This window comes from Microbacterium sp. KRD172 (genome assembly GCF_017168295.1).
In the GTDB taxonomy this organism is placed as follows: Bacteria; Actinomycetota; Actinomycetes; order Actinomycetales; family Microbacteriaceae; genus Microbacterium; species Microbacterium profundi.
In genome coordinates this window covers 76,348-94,654 of sequence record NZ_JABFAS010000002.1, presented here as the reverse complement: position 1 = coordinate 94,654, position 18,307 = coordinate 76,348, and the positions used below count along the sequence as shown (strand labels likewise).

The following is an 18,307-nucleotide window of genomic DNA, read 5'->3' as shown; positions in this document are numbered from 1 at the left end:
TGTCAAGCGTAGAACTCGGGTCGGACATCAGGCGAGTTCGGTCGAGCGCCTGCGACGGATGCCGTTGGTGCCGGTGGCTCTTGCCGGTCGCACAGTGCGTGGCTCAGCTGCGCTCGCCCGACCGATCCACGATGCGCCAGGTAGCGGGAAGGAGCCCCGCCATCGCGACGATCTTCACAGCGTCTCCGATGAGGAAGGGCAGCACGCCGAGAGCGAAGGCCGTGGCGAGATCGATGCCCGCGAACGTGGCGAGCCACGGCACTCCGAAGGCGTAGATCGTGAGCGATCCGACGGCGGCGAGCCCGAGGGTCGACCACACAGAGCGGTCGGAGCGACGGCGGGCCAGCGCCCCGACGATCAGGGCCGCGACGACGTAGCCGAGGATGTAGCCGAACGACGAGAACGCCCAGCCGGATGCACCATGGGCGAACAGCGGCACGCCGATGAGGCCGAGCACGAGGTAGACGCCTGCGCTCGCCGACCCTCGCAGCGGACCGAGCGCCGCGCCGGTCAGCAGCACCGCGAAGGTGGCGAGCGAGATCGGCACCGGCGTGAACGGCAGCGGGATCGTGATGTAGCCGGCGACCGTGATGAACGCCGTGCCGATGAGAGTCAGGACGACATCGCGCACTCGTGTGCCGGGAATGAGGTCTGCCAGCACCGGGAAGGTGCGGCGCGGGGCTGCTGCGGTTGACATCGGTCTCCTTGGGGCTTCCTTGATTGCTTCCTGAACAGTGCTCACTAGAACAGTGTTCACCTGAACGGTGTTCTGTAGAGTAGCAGCATGAATGCCGTGCCTGCATCCGCCCGCAATGACCGCACCGGCGTCGTCGACGCCGCGATGCGTGTGCTCGCCGAGAACGGACTGCCCGGCCTGTCGATGCGGCGGATCGCCGACGTACTCGATGTGCAGGTGAGCGCGCTGTACTGGCACTTCCCGAACAAGCAGAGCCTGCTCGCGGCGGTGAGTGAGCGGATCGTCGCGCTGGGTGACCAGACCCCGGATGCTGCGCCCGATCTCGTCGCCATCGCGAAGACGCTGCGAGAGAAGCTGCTCGCACACCGCGACGGTGCCGAGCTCGTGTCGAGCTCGCTCGCGCTAGGGCTGCTGGCGCTGCCGAGCCGAGTTCGGCTCGTCGCCGCGGCGGAAGCCTCGGGGCTCGACGCTGCGTCGGCGCAGATCGCGGCCGACACCGTCGTGCACTACGTGATCGGCTACACGTTCCACGAACAGCAGCGCGTTCACGCCGCTGTGGTGGGGGCGGCGGATGCTTCGGCCGATCTCACACCGGCGCAGGTCGCGGACCAGGTCGACGCCTTCGATGCCGGGTTGAAGATGGTGGTGGCAGGCGTGCGGTCCGCCGCCGGTGCCCGTAGCGGTCGTTGACCTTCAACGGCGACGGGCCGTGTCCCACGGGCTGGCGAGATCGATGCCCGTGCCGACGAAGTCGGTGAGGTTGCGAGTGGCAAGCGTGCCGCCGGACACCGCGGCGATGGCCGCGATCTGCGCGTCGGCGATGCTAATGGGGGTTCCGGCGGCGGTGCGTGCCGCGATGAGGTCTCCGTACGCGAGAGCTACGACCGTGGTGAACGAGAGGATGCGCTCCTCGAAGCCGTCCAGCGCGAGTTGGAATGCTTCCGCAAGTCGGTTCCGACGGGCGCCCGCCGGGAGCAGTGCGATTCCGGCCGCGATCTCGCCGACGGTGATCGTCGTGGTCCAGATCTCTCCACGCGGAATCTCATCGAGCCAGGCGACGACGTCCGGATTCGGCTCCGCGCGCATCATCTCGGAGATCACGTTCGTGTCCAGGATGATCACGTCAGATCGACGGCCTCGGGAAGCTCGGTGCGGGCGGGAATCTCAGGCGCGCCGGCACCAGCGAAGGTCGTCGTGAGGAAGCTGCCGAATCCGCGTTCGTTCTCGGTGCCCTTCGCTGCGGCGGTCAGAATGGAGCGAACCTCGGCCTCCATCGACCGACCCTCTCGTGCCGCGCGCAGCTTGAGTGCACGCACGACGACGTCGTCGAGCCCGCGCACTGTGATGGTCGACATGGTGCCTCCTGACGGCATTGCTGTCATTGCTGTCACAGTTTACCTCCAGAGCGTCGTCGGCCGACTGTATCGAGTCAGGGCACCGTGCTGGATCGAGTGTGGATAACCTGACGCCGATCTGATCGACAGCGGTGACCTGCGTGGCTCCGCTAGCCAGCATCCGCTCTGCAGGCAAGGGGGTTCGCCGTGCGCCGGCGCTGTCGTAGACAAGAAGTGAACACGACGTAAGGAGACGAAATGGCTGCAGGCGACATCGAGACGTTCCGCCAGGACGGGCTGTGGTTCAACCGCATCGAAGGTGAATCGCGCACGCTCGGCCCCGGCTTCGAGAAGGAGAAGGAAGCGATCGCCGCGGGGCGTGAAGCCGCCGTCGCGCGGCAGGTCGAGCACAACCTCAAGTTCTCCGAGGGCCCGACCGACGACCGCGCGGCCCACGGCACGAACCCCCGCGACCTCGTCTGAGCCCGATCGGCACGCCCGCACGGTGTCGCCGATGCGCGCGGGTGGAGGTGGCGTTAGTGGCCGCCTCTGCGCTACTGAAGCGGCACCAAGCGACACCTCCGGGTTGCGCGGGGGATGCGCGCGGGTGGAGGTGGCGTGAGTGGCCGCCTCAGTGGCGCAGAGGCGGCACCAAGCGACACCTCCGGGCTGGGCGGGAGGATGCCGCCAACGCGTAAGGTCGTCACGTGTCCGCATTCGCCCTGAAGTACGCCCTGATCGCGCTGGCGATACTCGTCGTCGCAGCCGGAGTGTGGTGGGCGATGAAGCGTCCGAACCGTTCCAAGCGGGCGCCGTCCCGCGTGCGGATGCCGATCTTCGTCCCGCTCGCCGGATGGATGCTGCTCGCGGTCGGATTCCTGCTGGCGCTGAGTGCGTTCACGTCCCGCTACACGGCCGATCTGCTGCCGATGCGCATCGCCTCGCTCGTGATCGCCGCCGGCGGGGTGTTCTTCCTGGTCATGTACAACAACTGGTACGTCGATGCCCGATCAGACGAAGTGCATTTCCGCACGATCCTCGGCCGTGAGCGCGTCATCAAGTACGTCGACATCGTCGACTACCGGATGCGGGACATCAACGGGCAGCCGAACTTCCGGGTGCGCTCGGCATCCGGCGTGAAGTTCAGCATCAATCCGCGGCTGTTCCCCGTCGAGCCCCTGTTCGACGCCATCCGGTTCCGCGAGCGCACCGGCCGCTGGCCGCTGGTGGGCGAACCGCGCTAACGCGTCCGCGGGAGGTGGCGCGTGTTGCCGCCTTCGCGCGGTTTCAGCGACCTTTTGCGACACCCTAGGCGCGCGCACCCGCCTCAGTGCGACCGTCCACGAAGCGCGCTGCTGCTGGCGCTGCGCCGCGTGGCGCAGCAGGTCGCGTCAGCGGAGCGGTTCGGTCCCTACTGAACCTCTTCGAGGGGGATCCCGTGACGCTCCGCCGCGGCGCCGAGTTCGTTGTCGAAGGTGAGGATGCCGGAGATTGCGCTCTTGATGCGGACCGCGGTCGCGAGGTGCAGGGCGTCGAGCGTGCGGAGTCCGCTGTGCATCGTGATCGCGTCTTCGAGGATGCCGTCACCGAGCGAGACGAGTGCCACACGGTCGAGTAACTCCTGTGCAGCATCCGCGCTGACCATGCGGCGATCAGCGACGGCATGAAGTTCGACGGCCAGAAGCTTGGATGACACGAACTCAGTGTCGTCGGCGAACAGCTTTCGGATGCTGTCGGTCTCGGCCTCATCGATCAAGACCTTCGCGGCGGCGGAGGTGTCGAGGTAGATCACAGGCGATCCGCTCGCAGGTCGTCGAGGATCTCGCGGCTGGTCTTGCCCGACTTGACGGCGGGTAGCCGAAGCGCGCCGTTGGCCTTCGGCACTGTCACCTGGCCGCTCGCGACGAGCTCGGCCCAGGTATCCTTCGCGGGTGGTGACAGTTCGGCGATCGGCCGCCCGCGATCGGTGACCGTGAGCCGCTCGCCGGCAGCGACACGCGCCAGCACTCGCGCGGTCTGTTGGTTGAGTTCGGTCTTCGTCACATCGGCCATCTCCCCAGAATACGCCTGAACTACTAGAAGTACTAGTTCACATGCTTCTGTGGTCATTCTTACGGGTATCGCCGACATTCAAACTCGTGGATGCTGCGCGATTACGCTGGACTCATGAACAAGAGCAACGTGTGGACAATCGTCGGTGTCGTCGTCGCGGTCATCGTCGCATGGTTCGTCGTCAGCGCGTTGTTCTCGGTGCTGTGGTTCATCGCCAAGCTCGCCCTCGTGGCCGTGGTCGCCGTGGTCGTGTATCTGGTGCTGCGCGGGGCATTCAGCAAGCAGGAGTAGCCCGCCCGACTCACCCCCGCAGCAGCGCTCGCAGGGTCTGGATGCCGTCGGCCTCCGCCGCGGTCTTGTCGGGGCGGTACCTCTTGACTCGGGCGAAGCGCAGAGCGATGCCGCCTGGATATCGGGGCGAGGTCTGCACCCCGTCGATCGCGATCTCGACGACGAGCTCCGGTCGCAGGAAAACGGTGTTCGCCGTCCGCCGCGTCTCGTACGCCGGGAAGGTCTCGGTCTGCCACTGCAGCAGTTCGTCCGTGAGTCCCTTGAACGTCTTGCCGACCATCACGTAGCCGCCCGGTTCGCCGAACTCGCCGGATGGGTCGTAGGCGCCAAGGTGCAGGTTCGAGAGTTTGCCCCGCCGGCGCCCCGATCCCCACTCCGCCGCGAGCAGCACGAGGTCGTAGGTGAGCACCGGCTTTACCTTGATCCACGACTTGCCGCGCCGTCCGGCCGTGTAGGTCGATCCGATCGCCTTCACGAGCACGCCCTCGTGCCCTGCGGCGAGGGCTTCGCGAGAGAGCTGCTCAGCGGCATCCGCATCGGAGGTGATGATTCCCGGCATCCGCCACTCGCCTGCGATCCGATCCAGTTCCTGGAGCCGCTCGGAGAGGGGCTCGTCGATGAGGTCGCGGCCGTCGACGTGCAGCAGGTCGAAGAACCACGGCCGCAGCACGACATCGCGGGCGACATCGGCGCCGAAGCGCGACATGGTCTGCTGGAACGGGCGCGGCCCGCCGTCTTCGTCGAGTGCGAGCGTCTCTGCGTCGAGGATGAGATCGGTGGTGGGCAGTCCGCGCACGATCTCGACGATCTCGGGCACGCGGTGGGTGATGTCGGCGAGGCTGCGGGTGTAGACGCCGACGTCGTCGCCGTGCCGGTGCACCTGGATGCGGGCGCCGTCGAGCTTGTATTCGACGGATGCTTCGCCGGTGAGTTCGAGCGCGGCCGTCGCGGTCGTGGCGGTGCCTGCGAGCATCGGCGACACAGGCCGGCCGACCTGCAGGCCGACTTCGTCGAGTTGCTCTGCGGTGCCGGTCAGCGCGAGAAGCGCGGTGTCGCCGAGGTCGCCGGAGAGCATGGCGGCGCGGCGCACGCTCGCGACCGGGCGGTCGGAGGCGCGGGCGATCGCGTCGAGCAGCACTCCGCCGAGCGCACCGGTGCGCAGCTCGCCGAGCATCGCGCGTGCGAGGAGGTCCCACTCCTGGGCAGTCGCGCGGGATGCAAGGTCGGTGAGCAGACGCGTGCGGGCGGCGGCTGATCCGGCCCCGGATGCCGCGGCAAGGGCCTCGAGCGCACGATCGACGTCGGTGATGCCGAGGGCCGACTCGTCGGCGTGAGCGACCACGAGCGCAGTGAGGCCGCGCCATCCGACGCCCAGACGCCCCTGGCGCGGAGCGGCGAGCAGCAGCCCGATCAGCGCGGGGATCTCGTCAGGCCCGGCGCGTTCGAGCAGCCGGGCGAGGGCGTCGGTCTTCGCCAGTCGCGATGACGTGGCCGCGACCGCCTCGGCGGTGTCTGTGAGCTCGGAGAGCTTCATGACGGCATTCTCGCACCGGGGTGCGACGTTCGGGTCAGACGGTGAAAGGCCGCGCCGCAGGGTTGCGAGGGCGGCCGTGTCCGCCGGCATCCGAAATTCGTCGTCAGCGCGCAGGCGGCGCGAACGCCCGACTGACGATGCGGCGGAGCACCTCACAGCGTCGTTCGTGATCCCGGGGACTCGGATCGGTGGAGTTAACGTCCCTCTGACGAGGTTCACCGGGATTTGGAATATGGAATGGAAAGTTTGGATGACATGAGAGCACCTGCCTAAATTCCATAACTTATGGGAAACTCTTCCATATGACGCCAAATGAGCTGCAAGAGATCATCGACCGCGGGGAGACTCTGGCCGTCGAGTTCAAATCGGACAAGGGCGGCTTCAGCGACGACAAGATCGCCGAGGCGGTCGCTTGCCTCTCAAACGGCGGCGGAGGACTCTTACTGATAGGCGTCGAGGATGACGGAGTAATCACGGGCGCGCGTAGTCGCCATGGTGACAACACCGATCCGTTGCGGCTGCAGGCAGTCATCTCGAACAAGACGGTGCCGCCGGTCGTCACCGACGTCGAAACTGTGATGATCCACGAGAAGGCGATCATCACCGTCCGAGTCCCCTCGGCACCCACGGTGGTTGGTACATCGAAAGGGCTGTATGTCCGACGCGGACTCGGGGGAGATGGCAAACCTGGATGCCTACCGTTTCTCGCTCACGAGATGCTCGCTGAGCGTATCGAGCGTGGCGAGACTGATTTTTCGCTGATCGCTGAGCCACTGGCGACGCTTGACGATCTAGACCCGATTGAGTTTGACCGGATGAGACGTCTAGCAGGTGCGAGCTCCGGGAGTGTGCTGGCCAGCCTCGCGGATTTCGAACTCGGTCGAGCGCTGGGCGTGCTCGATGGACGCCCAGACGTACCTGTTGTCCGTCGAGGGGCGCTGTTGTTGTTCGGACGCCCCGAGAGCATTCGGCGCTTCATACCTACGCATGAGACTGCCTTTCAGGTCATGGACGGAACAGCCGTGAAGCAGAATGTGTTCGCGCACGATCCGCTCCTGAAGTCCGCTGAGGAGCTCTTTGCCCAGTTACAGCGATACAACGAGGAAGAAGAGATCGATATCGGCCTCACTCGCGTAGCAGTGCCTCGAATTCCGCCAGTGGCAGCCCGCGAACTAATCGCGAATGCGCTGGTGCACCGCGACTACACGGTGCAAGGAGCGGTCGCCATCCGGCTGAATGAAGACGAGCTGAACATCACGAATCCGGGAGGATTCCCCCGTGGAATCACGCTGGACAACTTCTTGACCAATTCAAGACCGCGCAGTCGAACTCTCTCTGAAGCGTTCCAGCGCGCGGGCCTCGTCGAACGCGTGGGGCGCGGTATCAACCGAGTCTTTGAATGGTCATTGCGGACCGGACGGACTGCGCCGGATTACGCACGAAGCGACAGCTCGCAGGTAGCAGTTTCGGTGGCTGTGGGGCGCGCTGATCTCGCGGTGGTGAGGTTCATTGTCGAGCATGACGAGCGAAGCGGTCGACCTTTCGCACTTGAGGAACTTCAGATTGTGCACGCGTTGCTTGACGATCCTCGGTTGACGCTTGGCGAACTATCCAACATCACCCAGGCGAGCGATGTGGCGACCCGCAGCACCTTGACAAGACTTATTGAGGGCGGGATTGTCGAGTCCAGGGGTGATGGTCGCGGTCGTCGATACACGCTCACAGCCTCTTCGTATCGTCAGCTCTCGACAAAAGCAGGCTACGTAAGAGTGCGCGCGTTCGACTCGGTGCAGCAAGAGCAGATGGTTCTCACCTACGTGCGTTCACATGGCAGCATTACACGGCGTGAGGCGGCTGAGTTGTGTTCGATCTCTTCGGATGCTGCGAAAACGCTGTTGGTTGGCATGCGGACACGAGGGACACTCGAGATGCGCGGCGAACGCAGGGGTGCACGGTACGAGCTGGCGTCGCAATCCGACTAGGCCTGGGCGACGCCCCACTGCGGATGCCGCGCCACGGCCAGGCGCGCGGTGAGATCGGTCAGCACTCGAGACTCCGCAACGGAGCCCAGCCCGAGCATGCGTGCCACCTCCAGCGCAACAGCCGCGTGCCCGGCCGCGTTCGGATGGAATGCATCGTCGAGCAGGCCCCACGGCATCCCCTCGTTGCCTGGGCCCGTGCCGATCGAGAACTCGGCGAAGAGGCGGAACTGGTCGACGAGGATGACATCGTGAGTCGCGGCGACAGCGCGGATCTGCTCCGCGAACTCGCCGATGCGCGACCGGTCGGGCGAATGCTTCACGTCGATGAACGGCGGCGTCTGCAGCACCGGGATCGCACCGAGCTCACGCACGCGTGCCACGAATGACGCGATGCCTTCCCCGAACTCCGCAGGCGAAACGATCGGGTCAACCCACACGGTCGAGCAGTCGTTCGTGCCGATCATGAGCGTGACGACATCAGGTCGCCACGTCGCCACGCGACGCTCGAAATCGTCGAGGATCAGCGGGATGCGCCATCCGCTGATCCCGGTGTTGATCACGGCATCCTGCACGCGACCCAGATCCCCGCGGATCAGCTCGTGCAGATGGTCGACGTAGTTGCGCGCGCCGCGCGTGTGCAGAAGCCCGTGGGTGATCGAGTCGCCCGTGAGCACCCAGGTCAGCGGAGCATCCGAGGCCAGCAGAGCTTTCAGCTGCGTAGCATCCGTCATCGACTCACCTCCAGCTCGCCGTCGATGAAGCGTGGGCGGGAGATGGAGGCGTCGTAATACACATCGCCGACATTATCGAACGTGTTGACGTTGTAGGTGGCGAGCAGCCTGTTGCCCTGGCGCAGGGTCAGGCGGGATGCCGGCTGTGATCCTCGACGTCGGGTTCTGCCCGGAGCAGGTCAGCGACTTCCTCCTCCGGGCGGGGCGCGATGTTCTCGTCGAGCTCGATCTCCGGCACGGCGGCCTCGCTCGGGCCGGGGATGTGCTTCCGGTGTGGGTGGTCGTCGTGCGAATTCATGGCGGCTCCTTCGTTCTGTGGCAGCCTGTGGACGTCGTGCCCGTCAGGCTCAGAGATCCACCTTGCCGCTTTCGCCGCCGTCGTAGCGCTCCCCGGTGATCTTCGACTTCACGAAGCTGAACGCGGTGGCGATCTTCCCGCCCGGACTGTCCCAGTACTCGGCCGAGTCCGCGCTGAACTTGAGCACGCCGACAGCGGGGTCGTCCGGACCATCGGGGAACCAGGCCTCGACGACTGGGTTCCACAGCTCGTCGATCTTCTCGCGGTCCTCGACGAGTCGTGCCGTGCCCGAAAGCGAGACCCACGCGTCATTCGAACTGAGCGAGACGTTGGCTTGCGAGTCAGCGGCGAGATCCCTGATCGGCGACGAGTTCTTCGAAACGAGGAACCACAGGTCGCCGTCGAACTCCGCCTCCTGCACCGTGAGCGGGTGCGCGACGAGCGTGCCGTCGGTGTGGCGGGTGACGAACATCGCGAATCGGAACTTCTTGACGAGTTCTGCGACCTTCGTGCGATCATCCGTGGCGTCAGTCATGGCGTTCACCTTTCTCTTCCGTTCCATCTGTCGCAGTCAACGATGCTCCGCCCTTGCCTTCGTGGGAACGGGGTTGATTAGCAAGTCGATCCCGGGATAGGGACAGCCGCAGGCGGTCGCGTATCAGGCGATACCCGGGTCTCGTGGCCGCGGCAGTCTGATTGACCTCGGGACGCCGCCCTCGGATGGACCCAGGTTGCGCGCCGGATTCTGAGGTTGGTACTCCGCCTGGATAAGAGAAGCCACGCCTGGCGCGAGAGCTCAGTCGTGGCTTTTCGATGGTCGGGGGTACCGCACCGACCGTCCTCACTTGCGGCGTTCGAAGTTGCGGTTCGCTTCAACGCGGCAGAGCACACGGACGTGCGCGGGCGCGTCTGCATTCACTCGCTCTGCAACTGCCCGAAGAGTCCAGCCAGATTTCACGAGCGCGTGCACATCCCCGCACAGCCAGTCCGGGACATATCCGAGCTTGGTGCCTTCAACGGTGTCAATCAGTACGGCTTTCGGGTTCGCCTCGTTGGACTCGTCCAGCTCGAGCACGAGATCGGCGCCATCCCGAATGGTGCTGATTGCCGCGTCAGCATCGGGCGAGTACCGGATACCTGAGATGAAGAATCGGCTCGAGAAGCGATCGTCGTCATCCACCGGCATATCGACGACGTGAAAAGTGTCGGTGGCGCGGCCAGCGCCCGTGCGGGCGAGGACTTCAAAAGGGATGTCATTCGCCGAGTATTCGGACAGACCAAGCCAGCCCAGATACTTGTCGTACCCACGGCGATCGGCTGACAGAATGCGGTTCGCGAAGAACGCTGGGATCTCGTCCGAAACGTAGACCCCATCGAAACTCGGGAACTCATCCAAATGCACGAACCCGTCAACGTTAGCTGCGTCGGGGAGGTAGTGGAATGCGATGCGCGCATGGGGAAGGGCGTCGATCTGACCAACCTTCGAAAATCGACGAGTTTCGGGATTCTGCCACACGAGGATCAGTGCGCGGCGGCTCGCCGTGAGATCGATCTGATCAGAACCCAGGAGTTCGGTAGCCATCGAGCAACCTCCTTCGATTTGTGTAAAGCAGGGAAGACACAAACCTACGTGATACATCAGACATTACGTCACTGGGGACCAGATCGATGACAGCCTCGGCGGTTTCCAGGTCAAATGCGTCGAGGCGTTCCCACCAGTACACCCGTGCCTCTGGCGAGGCACGCTCGAGTGCTGACATCGCAACATCAGTCAGCAAAGGACGTCCAACGAAATGCGGACTGGTTCCGCGTCCGAGCCAGCGTGAGAGGTGTGACTCGTCGGCCAGCATTCGTGCGCGGCGGTCATCGCGTTCTTGAAAACCTAACGCGTTCCCGTGATCGAAGGATGGCGCAAGCCAGCGTTCGCCTCCACGTCGGATCGCTCCCCAGTTCTCATGGTGACGGTCACGGCCTGAAACGAGTGCGTCGCAGAGGAGGTAGCCCGCGAAGGTGTCGTATGCATCGAATGGCTCGCCGAACTCACGCGGACCCGGGATGCCTGCGAGCGCGACTTCGATCGCCGAAAGTGTGTAGCCAGGATTCTCCCCGCGAATGCTCTGCTCATAGTCCTCGAAGCGGGCGCTGAGGAGTTCGTTGCCGTGAGTGAGACGCTCTGATTCATCGTGCAACATCGACCGCGAAGCGGTTGCGCGATTGCCGTCAAAGATCGCAGGTCGCACTTCGGCAGTCGGCATTCCGAGCTGGGCGGCGACGTGCTGAACGATCCACTCCGCCCAATCCTCTCCGCTGACCGTTCCGTCGCGAACGTCGGTGCGGGCGATCTTGACGAGCCAGCGGCGATCGTCGCGGGCAATTCGTATCCAGTTCTTGTCCTTCGATCCCATCTGTTCTTCCGGATCGTCGATGTCCAGGTCAGACATGTTGAGCTCGACAGGATCCCAGGTCGGAGACATGGTAAGACGCTATCGCTTGCCGGGGACTTCGGCCGACTGAACAGCATTTGCACTGAGGACCCGCCGCGGACGTGAGCGCGGCGACCATGACATCCGCGGCTTCGCCTTGAGGGGGAACCTCATGGATGCGACGGTCGTGGCGGTCGATGTCAGTTGCCCGCTGGGGCGATCGCGCGAGCGCGCCCGTGGCTACGCCGTGAACCCCACGCTGCGAAGCGCGTTCACCTGCTGCCGCCAGAAGTCCTTCACGACTTCGGTCTTGGTGAACATCTGATCGAACCCGTGCGTCGCGCCGGGAACGACGTACAGCTCACAGGGCACGCCGGCCGCGTCGAGCCGTCGCGCGTACTCGGCGTCTTCGTCATGGAAGAGGTCGATCGCTCCTACCCCGATCCACGCCGGCGGGAGACCGGTGAGGTCTTCTCGGCGCGCAGGGGCCGCGTAGGGGGAGACTCCGGGCCGTCCTGGTTCGCCGCCGGTGTAGGTGGTCCAACCGTGTCGGTTGTTCTTGGTGTTCCAGCCGCGGTGGTACTTCGCGTCAGCGTGCGACCTGAGGACCGTGCGGTCGTCGAGCATCGGGTAGACCAGCAGCTGGAACTCGGGCTGCACTCCGCCCTGGTCGAGCGCGTACAGAGCGAGACCTGCAGCGACGCCTCCACCGGCGCTTGCTCCGCCGATGGCGAGCCGCGTCTGGTCGATGCCCCAGTCTGCACCGCGGGTCGCGAGCGTCTGGAGTGCGGCGTAGCAGTCCTCGACCGAGGCCGGTGCCGGAGCATCCGAGCCGAGGCGGTAACGCGCTGCCGCTACGGCGATGCCGAGTTTCCTGACGAAGGCGATGCTGCTGCGGTCGTCCTGCTCGGGCGTGCCGAACAGGTGGCCGCCGCCGTGCATCCACAGCATCGCGGGAACCGGACCGACGGTGACGGCAGGACGGAACAGGCGAATCGAGACCGTCGGAGAGATCACGATCTCTTGCACGGTAACGTCGGGGCCGGGATCGATGCCGCGCGGCTTCGCCTTTCGTATGAGCTTCACCATCCGCGGACCGGACGGTACGTTCGGCACGAAGCGCGCGAGCGCGAGCTCAGGGTGATACGGAGACTTCGACATCGGATCCTCTCGGACCGGGATCAGGGGCGGTGCGTGCTGCATCGATAATCCTCCACCCGACGTGACGACGGCGGCGGCGCGCGCCGCGCGTGTGGAAGAGCCCGAGGGTCGTCGAGTCGCCCGCCACGACCCAGGTCAGCGGGGCACCCGAGGCCAGTATGGTCTTCAGCCGCGGAGCATCCGGCGGGTTGTCCTTCTGAGCCGAAGAGGCTCCCGAGGCCGTGCGGGCCCCGGGGAGCAGGTGAGTCAGTCGGCGACCTTCGCGACCAGGCGTCCGACGACAGTGCCGTCGGTGAGCTGCTGGATTCCGGCGGGAATCTCCTCGAAGTCGATCTCGGTGATCGTCGGCGTCAGCTTGCCCGAGGCCATGAAGCGCATGGTCTCTTCGATGTCATCCTTGCTGCCGCCCATCGAGCCGTGCAGCTGCTTGCGGCCGAGGATGAGCGAGTAGGTGTCGATGGTCGATTCGAGCTTGCCCATGCCGACCTGCACGACGCGTCCGCCGCCGGAGGACTTTACGGTCTTGAGAGCGTCTGCGGTGGTGACACCGAATCCGGCGTAGTCGATGATGACGTCGAGCTCGACGTCGGTGAATTCGGTGATCGATTTGGCGACCTTCACGGCGCCGGCTTCGCGGGCGCGGTCCCAGATCGACTCGTTGACCTCGGCGACGTAGACCTCAGCGCCGCGCAGGTAAGCGACTCGGGCACCGATCTGGCCGAGGCCACCGAAGCCGATCACGCCGACCTTCATGCCCGCTTCGACACCGGCGGTCGAGAGGGCGCCGACCGAGGTCATGCCCGCGTCGGTGGCCGCCGCAGCCTGGTTGAAGCTGACCTCATCGGGGATGGCGACCAGTGCATCGCTGGTGACTTCGGTGCGGTCTTCCCAGGCGCCATTGACGGTGTAGCCCTGGCCGAGCATGGGCCAGACGGCGACGCGGTCGCCGACCTTCCAGTCGGTCACGCCTTCGCCGACCTCGCTGATGATGCCTGCAGTCTCGTGGCCGGGGACGACGGGAAGCTCCTTCATTGAGGACAGCCACTTCTCGTCCTCGAGGATGCCGACGTCGGAGTGGCAAAGACCCGCCGCCTTCACATCGACGACGACCTTGCCGGGTCCGGCCGTCGGTTCTTCGATGTCGACTCGCTCAAACGGCTTGTGTGTGCCAACGAACTGCCATGCGCGCATGGAAACTCCTTAGAACTGCGTTTCGGGAGCGGGGGTTTCGGGCTCCCTCGTCCTTCCAGGGTAGGCACTGGAGCGCACATGAGGGACGGGGTTCGCCGCGAGCAGAATATGCATATGAAAGGAATATTCACGCGCCGGGGAGCCCGAGACCTTCGCGACCGGGCGCGACGCTGGATCATGAACAAGAGCACCATCTGGACCATCGTCGGCGTCGTCATCGCGGTGATCATCGCGTGGACGTTGGCCAGTCTGCTGTTCAACGTTCTCTGGTTCGTCGTGAAGCTGCTGGTCGTCGTGGTCGTCGCCGTCGTGGTGTACCTGGTGCTGCGCGGGGCGTTCGGTCGAGACGAGTGGCTTCAGCCATGCCTGTATGGTGGCGCCATGACTGACTTTGATGTGGTGCAGGTCGGCGGCCTCGACTCCTGGGACGAAATCGAGGGTGCGGCACCGGGAAAGCTCTTCGTGGAGAAGGATCTCGCCACGAAGTATCTCGGCCTGTCCGTGAACTCGAATGCCGCCGGTTCGGAAGCATCGTTATGGCACACGCATTCGCAGCACGAAGAGCTGTACGTCTTCCTCACCGGTCGCGGGCAGCTCGCACTGGATGATGAGGTCGTCGACATCGAACCCGGCACGATCGTTCGTGTCGGAACAGGAACATGGCGGGCGTGGCACGCGGCAGCAGACAGCTCCGAACCCCTGCGCTGGCTGTGCGTCCGCGCAGGAGGATCGACCCTCGGTGAGATCGGCCGCGACGGCGAGCTCGACCGAGAACGCCCGATGCCCTGGTCGAAATAGCGCGCGCGTGCGCGCGAGACTTTGGACCCGTGGCCAGTGCGGATGCCGCGCCACGGCAACCCGCGGGTGAGATCGATCAGCACCCGCGTCTCACCCGTAGAGCCGAGCACCCGCGCCAGCTCGATCGCGATCGCCGCATGACCCAGATACGAACCGTCGTGACCTGATTAGTGACGGACAACTCGATCGTCGACGCTCACATCCGCTTTCCATACCCTCGGATGCCTCGCACGATACGGCCCAAGGTGGGTCTCATCGACGAGGATCAAGTCGAACAGGGCATCCGACTCCCCGACCTGCAACGGGGTCAGCACCATCGACGGGTCGAGCTTGGGCGTCTTCTTGAACACCTTCTTCACCGACTGTCACAGTGACTGCTGCGGGATCACGAGCGCCATCTTCAGATCGGCGAGCAGGTCGCGGTTCTCGGGGCTGAAGAACTCCGCGAACATCGAGTCGGGTTCGACGTCGTCGTGATCCTGGAAGTCGCGGATGTCGGCGAGCAGCTTCATGAGGAAGATCGCGACGATCGTCTTGCCGGTGCCGGGGTCGCCCTGCACGACGAGGGTGGAGCGGGCATCCGGATGCCGGAGATCGGCCAGCAGGCCCTCGATGATGTCCTCGATGGCGATCGCCTGATCATCGGCGAGTAGATGCTCTTCGCGAGGTTCTCCGGGGAGTGAAACTGGTTCCATTCCCGCTCCGCGACGAAGGTGCGGAGGGCCTGCAGCGTTGCCGGGGAGGGCATGTGAGTGACGGTAGCAGGGTGTTAGGAGCTGTTAATCCGGTGTTTGTTCACCACCCCGGATGACAGGAGTCCCGAATGCTATCTTCGCTGATCCACGCCGTAGACGCCACGCACATCCCGCTCGACGCGCCCGTGTCGTCGCTCGCGGCCGCGCTTGCCCAGGTCCCCGACCCCGTGGTTGACAGTCTCCGCCCCTCAGGTCGAGCGTTGCACTCTTATGTCTGTCACACGCATTCGATCCGCCGTTCGTCCCGGCTTTCATGGGCGTGTGCAGGGCAACTTAGCCGTCCGTCGTGAGCTACCGAGACAATAGAACACGCTGGTGCGCTCATTCGGCGGTATCGGTGGCTGCGGAGTATCCGAGCGCGTCGCTGATGTCGTGACCTGCGCGGGTGACGTGCTCAGCGACCTCCCGCAGTCGGGGTAACGGCATCTCGAACTCGAGGGCGGAGACGCTCACGCCGCCGATGCTGGCGCCGGAGGCGTCGAAGACCGGAGCGCCCACGCACCGGAGATTGTCCTCGTTTTCTCCGTTGTCGATGGCCCAGCCGCGCTGGCGAGTGGAGCGGAGATCGTCGAGCAGCGTAGCGATGGTCGTATGCGTCGCGTCGGCGACCCGCTCCATCCCGGTGCGCTTGACGATTTCGGCGACGCGCGCGTCCGACACCGTCGCCAGGAACGCTTTGCCGATGGAGGTCGAGTGAAGGGGCACCATGCCTCCGACGCGGGATCGCATCCGGTATGAGCCGAGCCCGTCGAGCTTGGCGGCGTACATGACACTGTCGCCCTTTATCAGACCGAAGTGCACTGTCATCCCACTGGCACGGCGCAGCACCTCAAGGTGCGGACGGGCAACGCGACCGATCTCACCGTCTTCGCGCAGCAGCCCGGCGATTGCGTGCATGCGACGTCCTGGGAGATAGTGCTTGTCTTCATCTTGGAACACCCAGCCCGTGGCGACCAGTTCGTTGAGCACGCGGTGTGCCGTGCTGAACGACAGGTCGGTCGCCTTCGACAGATCGGACAGCCGTTCGTTCGACAACACTGCTTCGAGCAACGCGAGCCCCTTCGCGAGTGCGGATCGGGGCGCGTCGCCGTCGGTCATCGGTTCTCCTGCTCTCGAGGGTTCACTGGAGGTCAGCAACTGAGACGTGATCCATGTCATCGTAGGCGGCGTTCTCTCCCGCAGTCGCCCAGACGAAGCTGTACGAACCTGTCCCGGCCCCGAAGTGCACTGACCAACTGGGCGAGGCCACGAGCTGTCGATTGCCGAGGACGACATGCCGGGTCTGGTCAGGGAGCCCGAGCACGTGGAAAACCCGATCCTGCTCGGCGAGGTCGAAGTAGAGATAGCATTCCGTACGCCGGTCATGCGTGTGCGGCGGCATCGTGTTCCACACACTTCCAGCATGCACCGTGGTGAAGCCGAAAGCGATGTTCGCGCTCGGGGTGCGACTCTCGATGATGCACTGGTGCAGCGTGCGTCGGTTCGAGTCCTCGGCCGAGCCGAGCTCGACGATGTTCATGTTTTCGCGCGTGATGAGGGCATGAGGAAACTGCGTGTGCGCGACGGCAGTGAACACGTAGAAGGCAGCGGGGTCGGCGGGACCATCGGAGCGGAAGGAGACGTCCTGTGCGCCACGGCCGAGGTACACCGCTTCACCGTGTCCGACGGAGAACTCGGTACCGTCCGCGCGGACGACACCTGGCGCACCGACGTTCAGGATGCCGGCTTCACGCCGCTGGAGTACGTGCTGCGCGCGGACTTGGTCGGGAGTCGGCAACGCGACAGGCTCGGTGGTAGGGACGATGCCGAAGGCGAGGATGCGATCGTAATGCAGGTAGACGCCTCGCGCCGTACCAGGGACGAACAGATCATCTGCGACGAATGCTGCGCGCAGCCCCGCCGTGTCCATCGCGGCGACGGCAACCGGGTTGTGCGCGTATCGAGTCTCGACAGTCATGGGGTGGGGTCCTTCTCTGATTCGTTCATCGTACTTACGGCGCGGCGCGACCGGTCCGTCGGATGGGTTTCACGCCACGCGGCGAGCGCCTCCATCGCGAGCCCTTGTCCCCACGGCTGGGAACGGTCGTCGCGGATGACGGAGTAGCCGAATGGAATGAGCTGCAGGATGGTCCCGGCGCTGACACGGGTGAGGATGCCTGCATCGACATAGGCCATCGAGCCGAGCACGGCGCGCTCGCCCGCTTCGAAGAGCTGCGCGTATGCGTCGGCTCCGAGCCGTTGAGGTCCGAGCGTCGCGGCGGTCCTCAGGAGCGCCGCGCCGAGCCCTGCTGCGGCGGAGGTCTCGATGAGTCCGCGGACCTCCGGGACGGAATCGACCAGCACGTCCCAGACGCCGTGGCTGGGCTGCACCGTGGCCACGGCCTTGAGCAGGGCGACCAGGCGTCGCTCGACCTGTTCGTCGCCGGTAGCGGCGAGCAGGTCGGCGCCGACGAGCGCGAACCATGCGTTCGCGCGGCCCCAGTGACAGTCGATCCGCGCGCCACCATGCGTGCCGTGCACGAGAAGATGGTTCTGCGGATGCTGCAGAAGCTCGGCGTGACGCAACCACTGCGACACTGCCTCGTCGACGAGATCGGGGCGATCGAGCACCGACCCCATGCGCAGAAGAAATTGACCGGCCATGTACACCGTGTCGGCCCAGACGCCGCCAGGCCAGTGCTCGAGTGCGCCGTTGGGCGCGCGGGTGGCTTCGGGCGCCGACTGATACCACGAGAGGCAATCCCGCAGGAGCGCGAGTCGGCGATCGTTTGGATCGTTCCGATATAGCTCCGCCAGCGCGGCTCCGGGCGCAAGGTTGTTGACGTGCTCGAGCATGGGGGCTGCTGTCATGTAAGGCTCGAAGAACCCGTTGACCCACGCCGGAGTCTGTTTTCCGCGCGAGACGGCGAGGCGGTGAGAGGCGAGGAGGCAGACGCCCTCTCCCCAGAACCAACGATGCATTCCCTGTGCGGCCGTCGCCTCCTGCAGTACGTCCTCCAGCGCGCTTTGCTGCTGTTCAAACTCGGGCAATGTGAGCGGTTGACGAAGGGGAGCGGCGCG

At 65.1% G+C, this 18,307-nt stretch carries 24 protein-coding genes; 6 read left to right on the top strand and 18 right to left on the bottom strand.

Annotation, left to right across the window (positions count from 1 at the left end; all coding sequences use genetic code 11):
• Positions 1-103: 103 nt before the first annotated feature.
• Complete coding sequence (locus J1M43_RS00540) at positions 104-697, bottom strand: biotin transporter BioY (protein WP_206475368.1); 594 nt, start codon at positions 695-697, stop codon at positions 104-106.
• 87 nt (positions 698-784) lie between these two features.
• Between J1M43_RS00540 and J1M43_RS00535 the strand changes: the two genes are divergently transcribed.
• Complete coding sequence (locus J1M43_RS00535) at positions 785-1,387, top strand: TetR family transcriptional regulator (protein WP_206475367.1); 603 nt, start codon at positions 785-787, stop codon at positions 1,385-1,387.
• Between the two features lie 3 nt (positions 1,388-1,390).
• Here the strand turns inward: J1M43_RS00535 and J1M43_RS00530 are convergent, their stop codons facing one another.
• Both J1M43_RS00530 and J1M43_RS00525 read right to left on the bottom strand, forming a co-directional pair.
• Entirely contained in the window at positions 1,391-1,819 is a 429-nt protein-coding gene (locus tag J1M43_RS00530; RefSeq protein WP_206475366.1) for a type II toxin-antitoxin system VapC family toxin, read from the bottom strand.
• The gene (locus J1M43_RS00525; protein WP_206475364.1) at positions 1,816-2,052 is read right to left on the bottom strand and encodes a toxin-antitoxin system; all 237 of its coding nucleotides are present in this window, start codon (positions 2,050-2,052) and stop codon (positions 1,816-1,818) included. The genes J1M43_RS00530 and J1M43_RS00525 overlap by 4 nt, the downstream gene beginning before the upstream one ends.
• Positions 2,053-2,289: 237 nt before the next feature.
• Between J1M43_RS00525 and J1M43_RS00520 the strand changes: the two genes are divergently transcribed.
• Positions 2,290-2,514: a DUF2188 domain-containing protein gene (locus J1M43_RS00520; RefSeq protein WP_033105477.1), complete on the top strand. Its 225-nt coding sequence runs from the start codon at positions 2,290-2,292 to the stop codon at positions 2,512-2,514.
• Positions 2,515-2,738: 224 nt separating this feature from the next.
• Positions 2,739-3,275: a hypothetical protein gene (locus J1M43_RS00515; protein WP_206475362.1), complete on the top strand. Its 537-nt coding sequence runs from the start codon at positions 2,739-2,741 to the stop codon at positions 3,273-3,275.
• Between the two features lie 167 nt (positions 3,276-3,442).
• Here the strand turns inward: J1M43_RS00515 and J1M43_RS00510 are convergent, their stop codons facing one another.
• Positions 3,443-3,823 (bottom strand): type II toxin-antitoxin system VapC family toxin, encoded by a 381-nt coding sequence (locus tag J1M43_RS00510; protein ID WP_033105476.1) that lies wholly within the window; start codon positions 3,821-3,823, stop codon positions 3,443-3,445.
• Positions 3,820-4,083 carry a type II toxin-antitoxin system Phd/YefM family antitoxin gene (locus tag J1M43_RS00505; RefSeq protein WP_033105475.1) on the bottom strand — a complete coding sequence of 88 codons (264 nt, stop codon included), beginning with the start codon at positions 4,081-4,083 and terminating at the stop codon, positions 3,820-3,822. Before J1M43_RS00505 ends, J1M43_RS00510 begins: the two co-directional genes overlap by 4 nt.
• A gap of 114 nt (positions 4,084-4,197) precedes the next feature.
• Between J1M43_RS00505 and J1M43_RS00500 the strand changes: the two genes are divergently transcribed.
• Positions 4,198-4,374, top strand: a complete 177-nt coding sequence (locus J1M43_RS00500) for a hypothetical protein (RefSeq protein WP_206475360.1) — start codon at positions 4,198-4,200, stop codon at positions 4,372-4,374.
• A gap of 10 nt (positions 4,375-4,384) precedes the next feature.
• Here J1M43_RS00500 and J1M43_RS00495 read toward each other — a convergent pair whose 3' ends face one another.
• Positions 4,385-5,908, bottom strand: coding sequence for an ATP-dependent DNA ligase (locus tag J1M43_RS00495; RefSeq protein ID WP_206475359.1), 1,524 nt, complete (start codon positions 5,906-5,908; stop codon positions 4,385-4,387).
• 302 nt (positions 5,909-6,210) lie between these two features.
• Here J1M43_RS00495 and J1M43_RS00490 point away from each other — a divergent pair, with 302 nt between their 5' ends.
• The gene (locus tag J1M43_RS00490) at positions 6,211-7,890 is read left to right on the top strand and encodes an RNA-binding domain-containing protein (RefSeq protein WP_206475358.1); all 1,680 of its coding nucleotides are present in this window, start codon (positions 6,211-6,213) and stop codon (positions 7,888-7,890) included.
• Here J1M43_RS00490 and J1M43_RS00485 read toward each other — a convergent pair.
• From J1M43_RS00485 to J1M43_RS00455, 7 genes are all read right to left on the bottom strand, one after another.
• A complete protein-coding gene (locus J1M43_RS00485; RefSeq protein WP_206475356.1) occupies positions 7,887-8,621 on the bottom strand; it encodes an SGNH/GDSL hydrolase family protein in 735 nt (244 codons plus the stop codon). The two genes, J1M43_RS00490 and J1M43_RS00485, sit on opposite strands and share 4 nt — an antisense overlap.
• A 127-nt stretch (positions 8,622-8,748) precedes the next feature.
• Complete coding sequence (locus J1M43_RS00480) at positions 8,749-8,919, bottom strand: hypothetical protein (RefSeq protein WP_206475355.1); 171 nt, start codon at positions 8,917-8,919, stop codon at positions 8,749-8,751.
• Positions 8,920-8,968: 49 nt separating this feature from the next.
• Complete coding sequence (locus J1M43_RS00475) at positions 8,969-9,454, bottom strand: pyridoxamine 5'-phosphate oxidase family protein (protein ID WP_033106388.1); 486 nt, start codon at positions 9,452-9,454, stop codon at positions 8,969-8,971.
• A gap of 306 nt (positions 9,455-9,760) precedes the next feature.
• A complete protein-coding gene (locus J1M43_RS00470) occupies positions 9,761-10,501 on the bottom strand; it encodes an HIRAN domain-containing protein (protein ID WP_052166805.1) in 741 nt (246 codons plus the stop codon).
• Positions 10,476-11,393: a hypothetical protein gene (locus tag J1M43_RS00465; protein ID WP_033105473.1), complete on the bottom strand. Its 918-nt coding sequence runs from the start codon at positions 11,391-11,393 to the stop codon at positions 10,476-10,478. Before J1M43_RS00465 ends, J1M43_RS00470 begins: the two co-directional genes overlap by 26 nt.
• A gap of 189 nt (positions 11,394-11,582) precedes the next feature.
• Positions 11,583-12,545, bottom strand: a complete 963-nt coding sequence (locus J1M43_RS00460) for an alpha/beta hydrolase fold domain-containing protein (RefSeq protein WP_206475353.1) — start codon at positions 12,543-12,545, stop codon at positions 11,583-11,585.
• Between the two features lie 204 nt (positions 12,546-12,749).
• Positions 12,750-13,694 (bottom strand): zinc-binding dehydrogenase, encoded by a 945-nt coding sequence (locus tag J1M43_RS00455; protein WP_033105472.1) that lies wholly within the window; start codon positions 13,692-13,694, stop codon positions 12,750-12,752.
• Positions 13,695-13,871: 177 nt separating this feature from the next.
• Here J1M43_RS00455 and J1M43_RS00450 point away from each other — a divergent pair, with 177 nt between their 5' ends.
• The gene (locus J1M43_RS00450) at positions 13,872-14,492 is read left to right on the top strand and encodes a cupin domain-containing protein (RefSeq protein WP_241245164.1); all 621 of its coding nucleotides are present in this window, start codon (positions 13,872-13,874) and stop codon (positions 14,490-14,492) included.
• A gap of 167 nt (positions 14,493-14,659) precedes the next feature.
• Here J1M43_RS00450 and J1M43_RS16600 read toward each other — a convergent pair whose 3' ends face one another.
• The 5 genes from J1M43_RS16600 to J1M43_RS00430 all read right to left on the bottom strand — a co-directional run bounded on the left by J1M43_RS16600 (position 14,660) and on the right by J1M43_RS00430 (position 18,277).
• A complete protein-coding gene (locus tag J1M43_RS16600; RefSeq protein ID WP_241245163.1) occupies positions 14,660-14,851 on the bottom strand; it encodes a hypothetical protein in 192 nt (63 codons plus the stop codon).
• Between the two features lie 6 nt (positions 14,852-14,857).
• The gene (locus J1M43_RS00445; RefSeq protein ID WP_241245162.1) at positions 14,858-15,187 is read right to left on the bottom strand and encodes a DNA/RNA helicase domain-containing protein; all 330 of its coding nucleotides are present in this window, start codon (positions 15,185-15,187) and stop codon (positions 14,858-14,860) included.
• Between the two features lie 381 nt (positions 15,188-15,568).
• Positions 15,569-16,345, bottom strand: coding sequence for an IclR family transcriptional regulator (locus J1M43_RS00440; RefSeq protein ID WP_206475352.1), 777 nt, complete (start codon positions 16,343-16,345; stop codon positions 15,569-15,571).
• A 22-nt stretch (positions 16,346-16,367) separates the two neighbouring features.
• Complete coding sequence (kduI, locus tag J1M43_RS00435; protein ID WP_206475351.1) at positions 16,368-17,204, bottom strand: 5-dehydro-4-deoxy-D-glucuronate isomerase; 837 nt, start codon at positions 17,202-17,204, stop codon at positions 16,368-16,370.
• On the bottom strand, positions 17,201-18,277 hold the full coding sequence (locus J1M43_RS00430) for a glycoside hydrolase family 88 protein (protein ID WP_206475350.1): 1,077 nt from the start codon (positions 18,275-18,277) through the stop codon (positions 17,201-17,203). The genes kduI and J1M43_RS00430 overlap by 4 nt, the downstream gene beginning before the upstream one ends.
• Positions 18,278-18,307: the final 30 nt, after the last annotated feature.

Excerpts from the sequence above, each read along its gene's own strand:
- J1M43_RS00540 (WP_206475368.1), bottom strand. The coding sequence starts at position 697 with ATGTCAACCGCAGCAGCCCCGCGCCGCACCTTCCCGGTGCTGGCAGAC.
- J1M43_RS00535 (WP_206475367.1), top strand. The coding sequence starts at position 785 with ATGAATGCCGTGCCTGCATCCGCCCGCAATGACCGCACCGGCGTCGTC.
- J1M43_RS00525 (WP_206475364.1), bottom strand. The coding sequence starts at position 2,052 with ATGTCGACCATCACAGTGCGCGGGCTCGACGACGTCGTCGTGCGTGCA.
- J1M43_RS00520 (WP_033105477.1), top strand. The coding sequence starts at position 2,290 with ATGGCTGCAGGCGACATCGAGACGTTCCGCCAGGACGGGCTGTGGTTC.
- J1M43_RS00505 (WP_033105475.1), bottom strand. The coding sequence starts at position 4,083 with ATGGCCGATGTGACGAAGACCGAACTCAACCAACAGACCGCGCGAGTG.
- J1M43_RS00500 (WP_206475360.1), top strand. The coding sequence starts at position 4,198 with ATGAACAAGAGCAACGTGTGGACAATCGTCGGTGTCGTCGTCGCGGTC.
- J1M43_RS00495 (WP_206475359.1), bottom strand. The coding sequence starts at position 5,908 with ATGAAGCTCTCCGAGCTCACAGACACCGCCGAGGCGGTCGCGGCCACG.
- J1M43_RS00490 (WP_206475358.1), top strand. The coding sequence starts at position 6,211 with ATGACGCCAAATGAGCTGCAAGAGATCATCGACCGCGGGGAGACTCTG.
- J1M43_RS00485 (WP_206475356.1), bottom strand. The coding sequence starts at position 8,621 with ATGACGGATGCTACGCAGCTGAAAGCTCTGCTGGCCTCGGATGCTCCG.
- J1M43_RS00480 (WP_206475355.1), bottom strand. The coding sequence starts at position 8,919 with ATGAATTCGCACGACGACCACCCACACCGGAAGCACATCCCCGGCCCG.
- J1M43_RS00475 (WP_033106388.1), bottom strand. The coding sequence starts at position 9,454 with ATGACTGACGCCACGGATGATCGCACGAAGGTCGCAGAACTCGTCAAG.
- J1M43_RS00470 (WP_052166805.1), bottom strand. The coding sequence starts at position 10,501 with ATGGCTACCGAACTCCTGGGTTCTGATCAGATCGATCTCACGGCGAGC.
- J1M43_RS00465 (WP_033105473.1), bottom strand. The coding sequence starts at position 11,393 with ATGTCTCCGACCTGGGATCCTGTCGAGCTCAACATGTCTGACCTGGAC.
- J1M43_RS00460 (WP_206475353.1), bottom strand. The coding sequence starts at position 12,545 with ATGCAGCACGCACCGCCCCTGATCCCGGTCCGAGAGGATCCGATGTCG.
- J1M43_RS00455 (WP_033105472.1), bottom strand. The coding sequence starts at position 13,694 with ATGCGCGCATGGCAGTTCGTTGGCACACACAAGCCGTTTGAGCGAGTC.
- J1M43_RS00450 (WP_241245164.1), top strand. The coding sequence starts at position 13,872 with ATGAACAAGAGCACCATCTGGACCATCGTCGGCGTCGTCATCGCGGTG.
- J1M43_RS00445 (WP_241245162.1), bottom strand. The coding sequence starts at position 15,187 with ATGGAACCAGTTTCACTCCCCGGAGAACCTCGCGAAGAGCATCTACTC.
- J1M43_RS00440 (WP_206475352.1), bottom strand. The coding sequence starts at position 16,345 with ATGACCGACGGCGACGCGCCCCGATCCGCACTCGCGAAGGGGCTCGCG.
- kduI (WP_206475351.1), bottom strand. The coding sequence starts at position 17,204 with ATGACTGTCGAGACTCGATACGCGCACAACCCGGTTGCCGTCGCCGCG.